The organism is Leclercia sp. UBA1284, from assembly GCF_002308415.1.
GTDB classification, from domain to species: Bacteria; Pseudomonadota; Gammaproteobacteria; order Enterobacterales; family Enterobacteriaceae; genus Enterobacter; species Enterobacter pneumoniae.
Window position 1 is genome coordinate 1,585,412 of sequence record NZ_DBUS01000006.1, and the last position, 15,459, is coordinate 1,600,870.

17 protein-coding genes are annotated in these 15,459 nt (G+C 52.7%); 5 read left to right on the plus strand and 12 right to left on the minus strand.

Going from position 1 to position 15,459, the window contains the following annotated elements:
• The first annotated feature begins 127 nt into the window (after window positions 1-127).
• From B3511_RS10855 to osmB, 3 genes are all read left to right on the plus strand, one after another.
• Window positions 128-310, plus strand: coding sequence for a hypothetical protein (locus B3511_RS10855; RefSeq protein WP_040075375.1), 183 nt, complete (start codon window positions 128-130; stop codon window positions 308-310).
• 88 nt (window positions 311-398) lie between these two features.
• On the plus strand, window positions 399-1,151 hold the full coding sequence (locus B3511_RS10860; protein WP_212475757.1) for a DNA-binding transcriptional regulator YciT: 753 nt from the start codon (window positions 399-401) through the stop codon (window positions 1,149-1,151).
• Window positions 1,152-1,421: 270 nt separating this feature from the next.
• On the plus strand, window positions 1,422-1,640 hold the full coding sequence (gene osmB, locus B3511_RS10865) for an osmotically-inducible lipoprotein OsmB (protein ID WP_040075373.1): 219 nt from the start codon (window positions 1,422-1,424) through the stop codon (window positions 1,638-1,640).
• Between the two features lie 70 nt (window positions 1,641-1,710).
• On the opposite strand, the gene yciH is transcribed toward osmB, so the two are convergent.
• From yciH to pgpB, 5 genes are all read right to left on the minus strand, one after another.
• Complete coding sequence (yciH, locus tag B3511_RS10870) at window positions 1,711-2,037, minus strand: stress response translation initiation inhibitor YciH (protein ID WP_286782321.1); 327 nt, start codon at window positions 2,035-2,037, stop codon at window positions 1,711-1,713.
• The gene (pyrF, locus tag B3511_RS10875) at window positions 2,037-2,774 is read right to left on the minus strand and encodes an orotidine-5'-phosphate decarboxylase (protein WP_286782322.1); all 738 of its coding nucleotides are present in this window, start codon (window positions 2,772-2,774) and stop codon (window positions 2,037-2,039) included. Before pyrF ends, yciH begins: the two co-directional genes overlap by 1 nt.
• Window positions 2,775-2,961: 187 nt before the next feature.
• A complete protein-coding gene (gene lapB, locus B3511_RS10880; RefSeq protein WP_040075369.1) occupies window positions 2,962-4,131 on the minus strand; it encodes a lipopolysaccharide assembly protein LapB in 1,170 nt (389 codons plus the stop codon).
• A gap of 6 nt (window positions 4,132-4,137) precedes the next feature.
• The gene (locus B3511_RS10885) at window positions 4,138-4,446 is read right to left on the minus strand and encodes a LapA family protein (protein ID WP_040075368.1); all 309 of its coding nucleotides are present in this window, start codon (window positions 4,444-4,446) and stop codon (window positions 4,138-4,140) included.
• 151 nt (window positions 4,447-4,597) lie between these two features.
• Window positions 4,598-5,362, minus strand: coding sequence for a phosphatidylglycerophosphatase B (gene pgpB / locus B3511_RS10890; protein ID WP_207291846.1), 765 nt, complete (start codon window positions 5,360-5,362; stop codon window positions 4,598-4,600).
• A 176-nt stretch (window positions 5,363-5,538) separates the two neighbouring features.
• On the opposite strand from pgpB, the gene ribA reads away from it, so the two are divergent.
• A complete protein-coding gene (gene ribA / locus B3511_RS10895; protein ID WP_040075365.1) occupies window positions 5,539-6,129 on the plus strand; it encodes a GTP cyclohydrolase II in 591 nt (196 codons plus the stop codon).
• Between the two features lie 49 nt (window positions 6,130-6,178).
• Here ribA and acnA read toward each other — a convergent pair whose 3' ends face one another.
• From acnA to topA, 6 genes are all read right to left on the minus strand, one after another.
• Window positions 6,179-8,854, minus strand: a complete 2,676-nt coding sequence (gene acnA, locus B3511_RS10900) for an aconitate hydratase AcnA (protein ID WP_286782325.1) — start codon at window positions 8,852-8,854, stop codon at window positions 6,179-6,181.
• A 174-nt stretch (window positions 8,855-9,028) separates the two neighbouring features.
• Window positions 9,029-9,127, minus strand: a complete 99-nt coding sequence (ymiC, locus tag B3511_RS10905) for a small membrane protein YmiC (RefSeq protein WP_327061775.1) — start codon at window positions 9,125-9,127, stop codon at window positions 9,029-9,031.
• 133 nt (window positions 9,128-9,260) lie between these two features.
• Window positions 9,261-9,431, minus strand: coding sequence for a hypothetical protein (locus tag B3511_RS10910; protein ID WP_207291848.1), 171 nt, complete (start codon window positions 9,429-9,431; stop codon window positions 9,261-9,263).
• Between the two features lie 2 nt (window positions 9,432-9,433).
• Window positions 9,434-9,595, minus strand: coding sequence for a YmiA family putative membrane protein (locus tag B3511_RS10915; RefSeq protein WP_080346611.1), 162 nt, complete (start codon window positions 9,593-9,595; stop codon window positions 9,434-9,436).
• Window positions 9,596-9,900: 305 nt separating this feature from the next.
• Window positions 9,901-10,875 carry an HTH-type transcriptional regulator CysB gene (cysB, locus tag B3511_RS10920; protein WP_040075362.1) on the minus strand — a complete coding sequence of 325 codons (975 nt, stop codon included), beginning with the start codon at window positions 10,873-10,875 and terminating at the stop codon, window positions 9,901-9,903.
• Between the two features lie 187 nt (window positions 10,876-11,062).
• Complete coding sequence (gene topA, locus B3511_RS10925; RefSeq protein WP_040075361.1) at window positions 11,063-13,660, minus strand: type I DNA topoisomerase; 2,598 nt, start codon at window positions 13,658-13,660, stop codon at window positions 11,063-11,065.
• A 398-nt stretch (window positions 13,661-14,058) separates the two neighbouring features.
• On the opposite strand from topA, the gene B3511_RS10930 reads away from it, so the two are divergent.
• Window positions 14,059-14,310 carry a YciN family protein gene (locus B3511_RS10930; protein WP_040075359.1) on the plus strand — a complete coding sequence of 84 codons (252 nt, stop codon included), beginning with the start codon at window positions 14,059-14,061 and terminating at the stop codon, window positions 14,308-14,310.
• 31 nt (window positions 14,311-14,341) lie between these two features.
• On the opposite strand, the gene sohB is transcribed toward B3511_RS10930, so the two are convergent.
• On the minus strand, window positions 14,342-15,388 hold the full coding sequence (gene sohB / locus B3511_RS10935) for a protease SohB (RefSeq protein ID WP_286782331.1): 1,047 nt from the start codon (window positions 15,386-15,388) through the stop codon (window positions 14,342-14,344).
• Window positions 15,389-15,459: the final 71 nt, after the last annotated feature.

Sequence of the window (15,459 nt, forward strand, 5' to 3'; positions counted from 1 at the left end):
CCATCATGTTGAGCGTTAAAAATATCACTTTCATTTATGTCATTTGGTGAGAACACATTTTCCCTTCTCTTTTGCCCTCATTTTCTGCATCATTGAATTTATTCACTTTTCATTTAAGGATGAGATTATGTCTGATATCAATGCACTGAAAGTGGCTCAACGTATTGATACCGTGCTGGATATCCTGGTCGCAGGCGATTATCACTCTGCTATTCGTAATCTCGAGATTTTAAAAAGCGAATTACTGACCCAGGCGGGGAGCGAACCCGCTTCCGATGCCCCTCAGCCGAAAGCGCCATGGGAGGTGTGAGGTATTCACGACCTCATGCGTGCTCCGTAGTGAGTTATCTCTGTTTTAACCATTAACCAACGGTGCTTACCGTTTTGATATGGATGCTATGAATTCCCGACAACAACAAATTCTGCAGATGGTGATCGACAGAGGGCGCGTCAGCGTCGTCGAGCTGGCGAAAACAACCGGCGTGTCGGAAGTGACCATCCGCCAGGATCTCAACCTGCTTGAAAAAATGAGTTATCTGCGCCGCGCGCACGGCTACGCGGTTCCGCTCGACAGTGAAGATGTTGAAACGCGGATGATGAATAACTATGCCCTGAAGCGTGAACTGGCGGAGTTTGCCGCCTCACTGGTGAATAACGGCGAAACGGTCTTCATTGAGAATGGCAGTAGCAATGCCCTGCTCGCCCGGACGCTGGCAGAGCAGAAAGAGGTGACTATCGTCACCGTCAGCAGCTATATCGCCCATCTGCTTAAGGAGACGCGCTGCGAAGTGATCCTGCTGGGCGGTATCTATCAGAAGAAGAGCGAAAGCATGGTTGGCCCGCTGACGCGGCAATATGTTCAGCAGGTGCATTTCAGTAAAGCCTTTATCGGCATCGATGGCTGGCAGCCTGAGACCGGCTTTACCGGGCGTGACATGATGCGTTCCGATGTCGTTAACGCAGTGCTGGAGAAAGGCGGCGAAGCGGTGGTACTGACCGATAGCACCAAGTTTGGTGCTGTTCACCCTTATATGATGGGCCCCATCTCGCGCTTCAGCCGGGTCATTACGGATAACGGCCTCAAAGCGGAGCATCAGCAGCAATTAGAACGTGACGGACTCATCGTCGATATCGTAAAAAAACCTGAATGACCGCCTCCTCTTCGCCCGATTATTCGGGCGAATTATCCCCTCGCGTTGTATGAGACTATTCCGACTATTTCTTTAAGACTATTTACCTGTCTGCTGAATGATTAAGACGTAAAATTAATGTTAGCGATATAACAGGAAGTAACTATCACCTGCGTGATTTTGTAACGCCTGCGCGACAAGGTTTCATGGATAACGGCAACTGAGTATGTAAATAAGCTATACTTAGATTGATTATGTGTTCCATGAATCAATAATTCAGGAGAACGTATTATGTCTTTACTTACCAGCAAGAAATTAACTGCTGCCGTGGTGGCAGTGACTCTGGCAATGTCTTTGAGCGCATGTTCAAACTGGTCCAAACGCGATCGTAACACCGCTATCGGCGCGGGTGCTGGTGCTATCGGTGGTTCAGTCCTGACCGATGGCAGCACGCTGGGTACCTTAGGTGGTGCAGCAGTGGGCGGTATTATCGGCCACCAGGTAGATTAATTAAGTTAGTCGGCTTCACGCTATTGAATTTAATGCCACGGCCAATGCCGTGGCTTATTTTTTGCCTTTTTTAACCGCCTGCCAGTTTGACTTTCATCCCTTTGGCTTCCAGCAGCGATTTAATAAGATCGCGTTTATCCCCCTGGATTTCTATTACGCCATCTTTTACTGCGCCGCCACAGCCACATTTCTTTTTTAATTCCGCGGCTATCTGCACCAGCGTAGCATCGTCGGCATCAATACCGGTAACCAGACATACGCCCTTCCCTTTCCGCCCGCTGGTCTGGCGCTGAATACGCACAATACCGTCCCCTTTCGGTCGTACTGGGGAAGATTTGGGTTCATCGATACGCCCGGTTTCAGTTGAGTAGACCAGACGACTGTTTGTATCGCGCATTACGCCCCCTTATTCAGTGATGCGTTGATGGCACGCAGGGTTTGCGCCGGATCGGCAGACTGGGTCACCGGACGCCCAATAACCATATAGTCTACGCCGGCAGTCTGCGCCTGTTCCGGCGTCATGATACGACGCTGGTCGCCCGCATCGCTGCCCACCGGACGAATCCCTGGCGTCACCAGCTTGAAGGACTGACCCAGCTCGCTCTTAAAGCGAACAGCTTCCTGAGCGGAACAGACCACGCCATCGAGGCCACAGTTTTGGGTCAGGCGTGCCAGACGTTCTGCGTGCTCCGCTGGCGTGAGCGTAATGCCCAGATCGAGCAAGTCGCTGGCTTCCATGCTGGTGAGCACGGTAACCGCAATCAAGAGCGGGGCATCGTTGCCAAACGGTATCAGCGCTTCGCGCGCTGCTGTCATCATTCGTGCACCGCCGGAGGCATGAACGTTCACCATCCATACACCCAGATCTGCAGCTGCCGCTACGGCATGCGCGGTGGTGTTAGGAATGTCGTGAAATTTAAGGTCGAGGAAGATTTCAAACCCGCGCTGCTGCAGGTCACGGACGATTTGCGGCCCGAACAGCGTAAACATCTCTTTACCCACTTTCAGACGGCAGTCGCGTGGGTCGATGCGATCAACAAAAGCCAAAGCGTTATCACGATTGTTGTAATCAAGGGCGACAACAACAGGAGAGGATGTAAATACGCGGGAAGATGATGAAGCTAAAGACGTCATGACCTGGCCTTCTCGTCGATGGGCGCCGCACCGGCGCGGGATAGATAAACGGCGAGCATTCTACCTGTGAGTGCTAAAAAATAACAGAAAGCATTTAAATCCTGTCAGGCCACAGGCCGCGCGGAGTCAAAGGGCGGCAGATGAACCGCCAATAGTATGTTGTAACTAAAGTGAGGTTTTTTAAAAATTACTGTCCATCCAGCCCGCGAATCGGCTTAATGGTATTCCATGCCCGGCACGACGGACAGTGCCAGTAAAGGGTATAGGCCGTAAAACCACACTTCTGACAGCGAAAACGCGGCTTGCTGCGTACCTGTTCACCCACCATGTCGCGCAGCACCATCAGACTCTCTTTGGCGCGCCCCTCTTCGGCATCATGAAGGTGATAGTCCATCAGTTTATGAAACACGCGCATGGTTGGATGGCGCTGTAGCTGACGGTTTATATAGAGCTGCGCAGTGTCGCTACCTTCATGCTGTTCGATGACATCTGCCAGCATCAGCTCGGCGCTGGCCCCGGTGTTCTCTTCCACGCAGCGGCGCAGGAAAGCGACCCACTCCTCGGGTTTGCCCAACTGCTGATAGCAGGTTTGCAGCATCTCTAAGGTTTCGCTAACTAACTCTTTATCTTGATCAATGACGCGCAGTAAGCTCTCTACGGCTTTGTTATATTCGCCTTTGGCCATAAACACCCGGCCGAGCATGATGGAGATACGCGCGCTATTACGATCCGCCGCGGCGCCTTTTTTCAGCAACGCAATAGCGCGATCCATGTCCTCGCTGCCCATCTGCTGCAGCGCAAGCTCGCAGTAGAAATGAGCAATTTCGCCGCGCTGTTTATCTTTACCCAATTTCACCAGCCGCTCAGCCACCTCAATCGCTTTTTGCCAGTCACTGGTGGCCTGGTAAATTTGCAATAACTGTTGCAGGGCGCTGATACGGAAATCGGTTTCGTCCACCAGTTGGTTGAACATATCTTCCGCGCGGTCATAAAGCCCGGCGGCCATGTAGTCACGACCAAGCTGTTGAACGGCAAGCAGGCGCTGGTCGTAGGTTAACGACGCGCTCTCCATTAAAGTCTGGTGAATACGAATTGCACGGTCAACTTCTCCGCGGGAGCGGAAGAGGTTACCGAGGGTGAGGTGAGCCTCAACGGTGCCAGTATCTTCTTTCAACATCTCAAGGAACAGGTCTACCGCTTTATCCTGTTGATTGCTCAGCAGGAAGTTAACCCCTGCCACATAGTCACGTGACAGGCGGTTGGCTTCATCCTGTTTTGTCTGTTGCGCACTTCTGCGGCCCATATACCAGCCATAGGCTGCGGCGACAGGCAAAAGCAGAAACAACAACTCCAGCATCTTCGATTATTCCTTCGCGACCGGCACACCTGAAGTTACCGGAACGTCGGCCGTGGGCGCGATCTGATATTCAAGACGTTTAATTTTTCGTTCAGCACGGGCCAACGAGACGCGTACTTTAAGCCAGAATAGCCCGCAAATTAGCCAGCCGATCGCAAAGCCTGCTGCAAAAAGCACCGCCAGCAGACTTGAAATTCGATACTCGCCCTGCGCCAGCAGATAATTGAAAGTTACCTGTTGATCGTTTTGCGCACCTAATGTGACGGAAATGACAAAAATCGCCAATACCAGTAAGAAAATGAGTAAATATTTCACATTACTTCCCGTTATGTGGTTTGAGCGAATAAAGTGTGTTCAACATACCGCAATCAGCCTTATAACCTATCATTTTAAGGGCTGGCGCGAAACGGAAAAAGTCGCGCGCCAGATTAGGATCTGCGGGTTAAATCGCGATTTTCAACCGCGGTCAGCTTTCCGCGTCCCGGGTGGCGATTTCTCGCTCTTCTTCTTTCGGCGGCATCAGCGGTCCACAGACTCGCTCAGCAATCCAGGTGGCAAGCGTCACCAGCAGCCATGATATAAGCGTAGCGACGATCAGATCGACCGGCCAGTGCATTCCCAGGAGCAGACGGCTGCCCATCACCCCTGTGGCCCAGGCCAGCAGAACGACGATGGTGATGGTGCGCCGGCGTGGCCATAACAGCCCAACGCCCAGCAACGCCCAACTGGCGGCAAACATGGTGTGGCCCGAAGGAAAGGCAAAACCCGTCTCTTTTTGCCAGTGCTTGCGTAAGAATTTCGGAATATCCGTCTGCTCGGCAAGCTGCTCTTTCACCAGTTCACCGCGCGCCTTACGCTTTAAATTGTAGAAGTCGTTTACCGGCACCTGGTGCTCTTTTTCGAGCCAGACAACATAAGGACGCGGTTCTTGCGCGCGTTCTTTAACCCAGGATTTCACCCCCTGCCCCACGGCAATCGATCCCCCGAGAATGGCAAACAGCATGATGGCGGCACGTAGACGAAAGCGCAGACACCATAAGAACCAGAGACAGAGTAGCGTATGGGTAATAATGCCCCAGGGTTGGGTGACGGTTTCGGTTACCCAGAACAGGGTTTTCAACCAGGCGCTGCTGCCTCCTGGCTGCCACTGCCAGCCGGAGATCCAGACGGCGGCGGGCATAATGAGCAATATCCCTGCTCCTACCGCCGTACGGCGGGCAATTGAAAGCATGTCGACTCCTTTTATCGGTAAGCCCAACAATCATAACCGAAAATTCATCGACAGGTAAAAATGTCGGATTGTGCGTTTAACGTTCGTATAGCGGGCGTGGATTAGGTGAACCTGCGCAGCTTGTGGCAAAATAAGCAGATAAAGAGAGCCGAACAGGCACATTTCTGGAGAATCACATGCAGCTTAAACGTGTGGCAGAAGCCAAACTGCCTACCCCCTGGGGCGATTTCCTGATGGTGGGTTTCGAAGAACTGGCAACCGGGCAGGATCATGTTGCGTTAGTCTACGGAGACATTTCCGGTCAGACGCCGGTACTGGCACGCGTGCACTCTGAATGTCTGACGGGCGACGCGTTGTTTAGCCTGCGTTGTGACTGCGGGTTCCAGCTCGAAGCTGCCCTCTCGCATATTGCTGAAGAGGGGCGCGGTATACTGATGTATCACCGCCAGGAAGGACGTAACATTGGCCTGCTGAATAAAATACGGGCCTATGCACTGCAGGATCAGGGTTACGATACCGTCGAAGCGAACCATCAACTGGGCTTCGCGGCCGATGAGCGTGATTTTACGCTGTGCGCGGATATGTTTAAGCTGCTGGGCGTAGACGAAGTGCGTCTGTTGACCAACAACCCACGTAAGGTCGAAATTCTGAGCGAAGCGGGCATCAATATCGTGGAGCGCGTGCCGCTGATCGTCGGACGTAACCCGAAAAACGCCCATTACCTGGATACGAAAGCCGCCAAGATGGGCCATCTCCTCGGCGAATAAACGCGATAAAAATGAATGCCCGGCCATCGCTGCCGGGCATTTTTTTGCGTTAGTTAAGCATGTTTCGAATGACGTAATGCAGGATGCCGTCGTTCTGGTAGTAGGTTAACTCGGTTGCGGTATCAATACGGCAGCGGCATTCCAGCACTTCCGTTTTGCCGTCGGCACGCGTCAGCGTAACTGGCACGTTCGCACCCGGTTTCAGATTTTGAAGATCGCGAATATCGATCTTCTCCTCACCCGTCAGCCCCAGCGTTTTCCGTGATTCGCCCTGCGGGAACTCCAGCGGCAAGATGCCCATCCCAATCAGGTTTGAACGGTGGATACGCTCGAACGACTCGGCAATCACCACCCGCACGCCTAACAGACGTGGCCCTTTCGCCGCCCAGTCACGGCTGGAGCCAGAGCCATACTCTTTCCCGGCGATAACCGCCAGCGGCGTGCCTTCCTGCTGATAGGCCATGGCCGCATCGTAGATCGACACCACCTCGCTGCCCGGCAGGTGACGGGTCATGCCCCCTTCAACGCCCGGAACCATCTCGTTACGAATGCGAATATTGGCAAAGGTACCGCGCATCATCACTTCGTGGTTACCCCTGCGCGAACCGTAGGAGTTAAAATCACGACGCTCTACACCGCGGCTTTGCAGATAACGTCCTGCCGGGCTGTCGGCCTTAATGCTGCCCGCCGGGGAGATATGGTCCGTGGTCACCGAGTCCCCCAGCATTGCCAGGATCCGGGCACCGTGGATATCCTCCAACGGTTTTGGCTCGGCACCCATATCGTCAAAGAATGGGGAGAGGCGAATATAGGTTGAGTCGCTCTGCCAGCTATAAGTATCTGAGCGTGCCACTTCGATATTTTTCCACTCGGGCGTGCCTTCAAAGACTTCAGCATACTCTTTGCGGAACATATCGGTTGAGACCTGCTCAACCGCGCGGGATATCTCCTGCGCCGATGGCCAGATATCTTTCAGGTAGACCGGGTCGCCTTTGCGGTCATGCCCCAGCGGATCGGTTGCCAGGTTGATATTCATGTTCCCCGCCAGCGCGTAAGCCACCACCAGCGGCGGCGAAGCCAGCCAGTTCGTTTTTATCAGGGGATGAATACGACCTTCAAAGTTACGGTTGCCCGACAGCACCGCACCAACGGTGAGGTCACCCTGCTTAATCGCCTGTTCGATAGGCTCCGGCAGCGGCCCCGAGTTGCCGATACAGGTCGTACAACCGTATCCCACCAGGTTAAAGCCCAGCTCATCGAGGTATGGGGTAAGTCGGGCCTGCGCCAGGTAATCTGATACCACTTTCGAACCCGGTGCCAGCGAGGCTTTGACCCACGGCTGACGCTTCAGGCCCAGCGTGACGGCTTTTTTCGCCAGCAGCCCGGCGGCCATCAGCACGCTGGGGTTGGAGGTATTAGTACAGGAGGTGATCGCCGCGATAGCCACCGCGCCGTCCGGCAGCTGATAGGCGTGGCCGTTCATGGAATAATCGACGGGACGGCGATCTTTCTGCGCCGTATTGACCTCAAGCTCGGTGCTGGCGGCAAAGGCTTTCGGTACATCCCCCAGAGCAACACGATCCTGAGGGCGTTTTGGTCCGGCCAGGCTCGCCTCTACGCTGCCCATGTCCAGCGCCAGAGTACTGGTGAAGACGGGCTCATCTCCCGCATTACGCCACATACCTTGCGCCTTAGCATAGGCTTCTACCAGTGCCACCTGCTCCTCGCTGCGGCCACTCAGACGCATATAGTCGAGGGTGACGCCATCGATAGGGAAGAAGCCGCAGGTTGCGCCATATTCTGGCGCCATATTGGCGATGGTGGCGCGGTCCGCCAGCGGAAGAGAATCCAGTCCGTCCCCATAAAATTCGACGAATTTGCCCACTACCCCGTGCTTACGCAGCATCTGAGTGACGGTCAATACAAGGTCAGTGGCGGTGATGCCCTCGCTGAGTTTGCCGGTCAGTTTGAAACCGACCACATCAGGAATAAGCATTGATACCGGTTGACCAAGCATCGCCGCTTCGGCTTCGATACCGCCGACGCCCCACCCCAATACCCCAAGGCCGTTGATCATAGTGGTATGCGAGTCCGTGCCAACCAGCGTGTCCGGATAGGCCACCCACTCTTTATCCTGAAGTTCGCTCCAGACCGCTCTGCCCAGATATTCAAGGTTTACCTGATGGCAAATCCCCGTTCCGGGCGGTACGACACTGAAGCGGCTAAATGCCTGTTGTCCCCACTTCAGGAAGACGTAGCGCTCGTGGTTGCGCTCCATTTCCAGACGCACGTTCTCTTCAAAGGCATCGTCGTCACCAAAGTGGTCAACGGTAACGGAGTGGTCGATAACAAGGTCAACGGGGGAGAGAGGATTCACTTTTGCGGTATCACCGCCCAGGCGTTTAACGGCTTCACGCATGGCGGCCAGGTCAACAACGGCAGGCACGCCCGTAAAGTCCTGCATTAAAACCCTGGCGGGGCGGTAGGCGATCTCCCGGTCAGCATGGGCGGTTTTCAACCAGCCGGCGAGCGCGCGAATATCTTCAAGCGTGACGGAAGTTTCGTCCTGCCAGCGCAGCAGGTTTTCCAGCAACACTTTTAACGACTTGGGTAGACGCGCAATATCCCCAAGTTCCCTGGCAGCCAGCGGCAGACTGTAGTAATGGTAAGTTTTATTCTCAGCCTGCAATGTGTCCTTACTGGCTTCGCGTAGGGTTAACGACATAAGCTCCTCCTTAATTACAGGGATTGCGATGTCCTGACAGTTATCAGGGCTGTAATTAAAGATAACACAAAGAGAACGTAACGTTTTGATAACAACCCAAATTGATAAATTAGCGGGATAAATCTGAATAAAGACGCATAAAAAACCCCGCACACAGGCGGGGTTTTTAAGCAATCAGTTGATTGTCATCCAGATTAGCTGGCACCAGAAAAGGATCGACAGTGAAAACGCGCCCATCCAGGACCAGTATTTGATACTGCGCATATTATTCATCATTGCGACACCAGTCATATATTTATTCGTAAGGGTTGAGGTTTTACTCAGTAATATTGCTGATGTGTATTTATTAATGAGTACAAAAGCGCGGCGAGTAATTGGACAATTACGCGGAGCGGCAAAAACTAAATTATTGTTTTTTCGGTTCGTCTTCTGCGAACGCGTCAATAAAAGCTTTCTGCTGCGGCGACAGCTTCCAGGAAGCCGGCACGTTAGCCTTTTCAGGTTTACGCGTATCGCGCGCTGTGTCACGGTGCTGACACATTAGCTTGATGGTTTCAAACCGCTCCTGAACAGCCATAGTTAACCCCAAAAGTGCCAGACGAGGAGCGCAACAACCACCCAAAACAGTGCTGAGCCAAGGAATACGGCCAGCCAGGCTTTACGCTTGAGCTGCGGGTCCCTTTGCGGTTCTTCACTTCCTGATGGCATTGCTATCCTCTTGCAATCGATTTCGCTTATCATTTCGATACCAAACAATCGGCATAAGTAATCATGGTTGAGATAAATCCTAAAAGAACTTTAGACGAAAATCCAGTGAATTTACGAATCCTAAGCCATTAAATAGTTAATCTTTTGACCGGAAATAAATAATTGAAACGAAGAATTTGCGAAGCGGGATAATATTTTCTACTTTTGTCGCAAATTTGCGACAGTTTAGTCTGGCGAAGGGTGAAATTGGGCGGGTTAAACGAAGATGATGATAATTCTAATTTAGGTTAAGCCATTAAAGACGGTATCTTTCCGCAGGGGAAAGATACCGGATGTGATTATTTTTCCGGAAGTTTAATATCTTTAAACATCGCTTCGATATCTTCATTCGAGCGTAACGCGACAGCGGTATCCACCACATCGCGCGTCAAATGCGGCGCGAAACGTTGAATGAAATCATACATGTAACTGCGCAAGAAGGTGCTTCGACGGAAACCGATTTTGGTTGTACTGTGGCTAAATACGCCCTGCGCATCCAGACGGACTAAATCCGGATCGGAGACGGGATCGACCGCCATACTGGCAATCACCCCTACCCCAAGCCCCAGACGAACGTAGGTTTTAATGACGTCGGCGTCAGTAGCGGTAAAGACGATACGCGGCGTCAGCCCGGCACGATTAAATGCGGTATCCAGCTCTGAGCGCCCGGTAAAGCCAAAGGTGTAGGTCACCAGCGGGTACTGGGCCAGTTCCTCAATAGAGACGGAGCTCTTCGCCGCTAAGGGGTGATCCGGGGTCACTACGATAGAGCGGTTCCAGTGATAGCAAGGCAGCATGACCAGATCGTCGTACAAGTGCAGGGCCTCCGTGGCAATCGCAAAGTCAGCATTGCCTTTCGATACCGCCTCAGCAATTTGCGTAGGCGACCCCTGGTGCATATGCAGTGATACGCGCGGATAACGCTCAATGAAGCCCTTAATAACGCCTGGCAGTGCATAACGCGCCTGGGTGTGGGTCGTCGCAATATAGAGCGAACCTTTATCAGGCCAGGTGTGTTCGCCCGCCACGGATTTGATGGCATCCACTTTGGATAGCACTTCGCGCGCAATACGAATAATTTCTTGCCCGGCGGGAGTGACCTGCGTCAGGTGTTTACCGCTACGGGCAAAGATTTGGATGCCCAGCTCATCTTCAAGCATACGCACCTGCTTGCTGATACCGGGCTGGGAGGTATAAAGACCTTCTGCGGTCGAAGAGACATTGAGGTTGTGATTAACGACCTCAACAATATAGCGAAGCTGCTGTAGTTTCATGCCAGACCATCCGATTTAACGCACACGGGCAATCGCTTAAGACGATTTGATAATAAGAAAGGGGTTAACTATAACCACTATATCATTTATATCATCACTGTATAGTACGGAACTAAAAATAATAAGAATGTAATAAAAAAGGGCCGGAGATCCGGCCCTTTTACAGGTAAGTTACGGTATGTAAAGGTTATTTCTTACCTTCAACCCATTTACCGTCAACGAAGAATGCAGACCAGCCAGTGGCTTTGCCCTCTTTTTCCGCTGCAACATACTGCTGTTTCGTTTTACGGCTAAAGCGGACCACGGTCTTGTTCCCTTCTGGATCCTGCTGCGGCGCATCAGCCAGATAACGCAGTTTTTCCGGCAAGCGGTCGCGGAAGCGGTACAGCTCTTCCACTAATGGCGCGCGAGTTTCGCGAGATTTCGGGAAGGTGTTAGCCGCCAGGAAGACCCCTGCAGCACCGTCGCGCAGTACGAAGTAAGCGTCCGATTTCTCGCATGGCAGTTCAGGCAGCGGAACCGGATCTTCTTTCGGCGGCGCCACTTCACCGTTACGCAGAATCTTACGCGTATTTTTACACTCGTCGTTTGTACAAGCCATGTATTTGCCAAAACGACCCATTTTCAGGTGCATTTCAGAACCACATTTTTCGCACTCTACAATCGGGCCGTCATAGCCTTTGATACGGAACTCGCCCTCTTCGATCTCGTATCCATCGCAGGTTGGGTTATTACCACACACGTGCAATTTGCGTTTCGGATCGATCAGGTAGCTGTCCATCGCCGTGCCACATTTCTGGCAACGACGTTTGGCGCGCAACGCGTTGGTCTCTGCGTCATCACCTTCCAGTACGTTAAGAACTTCGTTCTCTGGCACCAGGTTAATGGTGGTTTTGCAACGCTCTTTCGGCGTCAGCGCGTAACCGGAGCAGCCCAGGAAGACACCGGTGGTCGCAGTACGGATACCCATTTTGCGGCCACAGGTCGGGCAATCGATGCTGGTCAGCACCATCTGGTTCGGCTGCATGCCGCCCTCTTCCGGCGCCTTTTCCGCTTTATCCAACTGAAGGGTGAAGTCGCTGAAGAAGCTATCGAGCACCTTCTTCCATTCCGCCTGATGGTTCGCCACCTGATCGAGACGATCTTCCATCTGGGCGGTAAAGTCGTAGTTCATTAGCTCGCGGAAGTTGTCTTCCAGACGGTCGGTGACAATTTCTCCCATTTTCTCGGCGTAGAAACGACGACTCTCAACGCGTACATAGCCGCGGTCCTGGATGGTGGAGATGATTGACGCATAAGTCGACGGACGACCAATACCGCGTTTTTCTAACTCTTTAACCAGTGACGCTTCGCTAAAACGTGCCGGCGGCTTAGTAAAGTGCTGAGCCGGGGTTAATTCAACCAGCGAGAGTGTGTCGCCCTTATTCACTGCCGGCAGAGTGCGGTCTTCATCACCTTTACGCAGCGCAGGCATCACTTTAGTCCAGCCGTCGAAGCGCAGAATGCGACCGCGCGCTTTCAGGCGGAAATCACCCGCAGCAACGGTCAAGGTTGTGGAGTCGTACTGGGCCGGGTTCATCTGGCAGGCAACAAACTGACGCCAGATCAGTTGATAAAGTTTCTGCGCGTCTGCTTCCATATCTTTCAGCGATTCAGCGGAGACGGCTACATCAGAAGGACGAATCGCTTCGTGCGCTTCCTGAGAGTTTTCTTTGCTCGCATACTGGTTGGCACTCTCCGGCAGATATTTCTTACCGAAGTTATCGCTGATGTAATCCCGCACCATGCTCACAGCATCCTGACTGAGGTTCGTCGAGTCAGTACGCATATAGGTGATGTAGCCTGCTTCATACAGACGCTGCGCCATCATCATGGTTTTCTTCACGCCGAAGCCCAGACGGGTACTTGCCGCCTGCTGCAGGGTGGAGGTGATAAATGGTGCGCCAGGCTTGCTGGAGGTCGGTTTGTCTTCACGCTCCACCACGTCGTAACGTGCTTTTTCCAGCAGCGCCACGGCAGCCATGGTCTGGTCGCGGTTTTCCGGACGAAACGGCTTGTCGTTCTGATGCGTGACTTCCAGCGGCAGTTCATCGCCAGCCGGGGTAGTAACGTTGGCATTGATATCCCAGAACTCTTCCGGGACGAATGCTTTAATCTCACGCTCGCGCTCTACGACCAGGCGTACCGCTACTGACTGAACACGTCCGGCGGACAGCCCACGGGCAATTTTTTTCCACAGCAGCGGAGAGACCATGTAACCCACAACGCGGTCCATAAAACGACGGGCCTGTTGCGCATTTACACGATCGATATTCAGTTCGCCCGGCTTCTCAAACGCCTGACGAATCGCATTCTTGGTAATTTCGTTAAATACGACACGGCTATAGCGTGTCTCGTCGCCACCGATGATCTCCCGCAGGTGCCATGCAATGGCCTCCCCTTCGCGGTCAAGGTCGGTTGCGAGATAGATGTGGTCTGCTTTTTCAGCCAGCTGTTTCAGCTCGTTGACAACTTTCTCTTTTCCTGGCAGCACTTCATATTGTGCCTGCCAGTCATGCCAGGGATCGACCCCCATGCGGTTGACGAGCGCACTACGTTCATCCTTTTTAGGCTTTTTAGCCCCTTTGGTGGAGGTAGAGTCTGCGCTCTTTTTACTGGCTGAGCCACTGGTCGGCAAATCGCGGATATGACCGACGCTGGACTTAACCACGTAGTCACTACCCAGATACTTATTGATCGTTTTGGCTTTTGCCGGGGACTCAACGATAACGAGAGCTTTACCCATAATCACCTTTACCTAATTTGTTTCTTCCAGGAATACGTCGCACGTAATTTCACCTTCCACTGGCGACGAGCCATTTATATTGCGACATCCCCGGTGGATATCAACCCCCTGTGGTTTCCGGACGACTACGCGTCTTTCTCCAGGCGGTTGAGTTAACGGGCTTTTTCTCGCATCAACGTGACTGCACGACGAAGTTTAGGTCGAATGTCAAGCAAATCTATTGCCAGAATGACGAAAGCGCACACTCTACCTGATATAATTCGTTACGCAACTTTATTAGCATGCAAAAGCAAATCTCGCCAGCGGGGTCAGCAGGATAAACCCACTGCTAAAACAGGGAAAATTTGCCCACTTCATCGCTGCGGCGTAGACTATTGTCACTGTTTAAGGAGTGGATTATGCAGCAAACGACCCAACCTGTTGATCGAGCCACGTTGCTCGCAGAAGCAAATAAACTGATTCGTGAACATGAAGACACCCTGGCCGGCATTGAAGCCACGGGCGTCGAGCAGCGCAACGGCGTGCTGGTGTTCAGCGGTGAGTATTTCCTTGATGAACAAGGGCTTCCGACCCCAAAAAGCACCGCGGTGTTTAATATGTTTAAATACCTGGCGCATACGCTCTCGGAAAAGTATCACCTTGTTGATTAAAAAAACGCGAGGCCTGGGCCTCGCGTTTTAGTTACAGCAGCGGTTTTTGACCGCGCTGAAGCCAGCGTAGCAGAAGGCGATCGGCGCTCTCAGCCGCGCTGTTGGTGAAGCGGTCAGTCAGGCGTTTACGCTGGACAAACCGTACCCCTACCAGTTCATGGTTTTCCATCAGGCCCAGCAGCAGATCGTCGCTGTTCCCCACTTCGTCAACCAGCCCTTTCTCCTGCGCCTGGACACCGTACCAGTGCTCACCGGTTGCAACCTGGTCGATATCCAGTGATGGACGCATCTGCTTAACGAAATCTTTAAACAGATGATGGGTTTCATTAAGATCTTCGCGAAACTTCTGCCGTCCCTCTTCGGTGTTTTCACCTAACAGCGTCAGGGTACGTTTGTACTGCCCCGCCGTGTGCAACTCGATATCAATATCTTTGCTTTTCAGAAAACGGTTGAAGTTAGGGATCTGCGCTACCACGCCAATCGACCCGATAATCGAGAATGGCGCCGCGACAATTTTGTCCGCCACGCAGGCCATCATGTAGCCGCCGCTTGCCGCGACTTTGTCGACCGCAATCGTCAGAGGGATCTGCTTGTCACGTAAGCGCTGCAGCTGCGAGGCTGCCAGGCCATAACCGTGCACCACCCCACCCGGGCTTTCGAGTCGTACCACCACTTTATCTTGCGGTTTGGCAACGGCAATAACAGCAGTTACCTCTTCACGCAGGGAAGCCACCTCATGCGCATCCATACTCCCTTTAAAATCCAGCACATAGACGCGCGGTTTTGTCGGCTCGTCTCGCTGTTCCTGTTTAGCCTTCGCTTTAGCGGCTTTGGCTTCCTGCTTGTGTTTCTTCTTCTGGGCTTTATGCCACAGCTTTTGCTGATGTTTGTCGAGCAGGGAGACCGACATATCTTCCTGCATTTCGCTGTACTGCTCGCTCAAACGGGTAATACGTAACTCGCCGCGCTGACGCTTGCGCTGCGTCAGGTTAACAATGAGAACTGCGATTATCGCAATGGCAATTACCACCGTTGCGATTTTCGCCAGAAATAAACCATATTCAGAGAGTAATTCCACGCGTCCACCTTGATTTAACCACTTGTTTTCGCACCCAGTGTACAACAGCCATGGCCGGGCGTCTCGCTTGT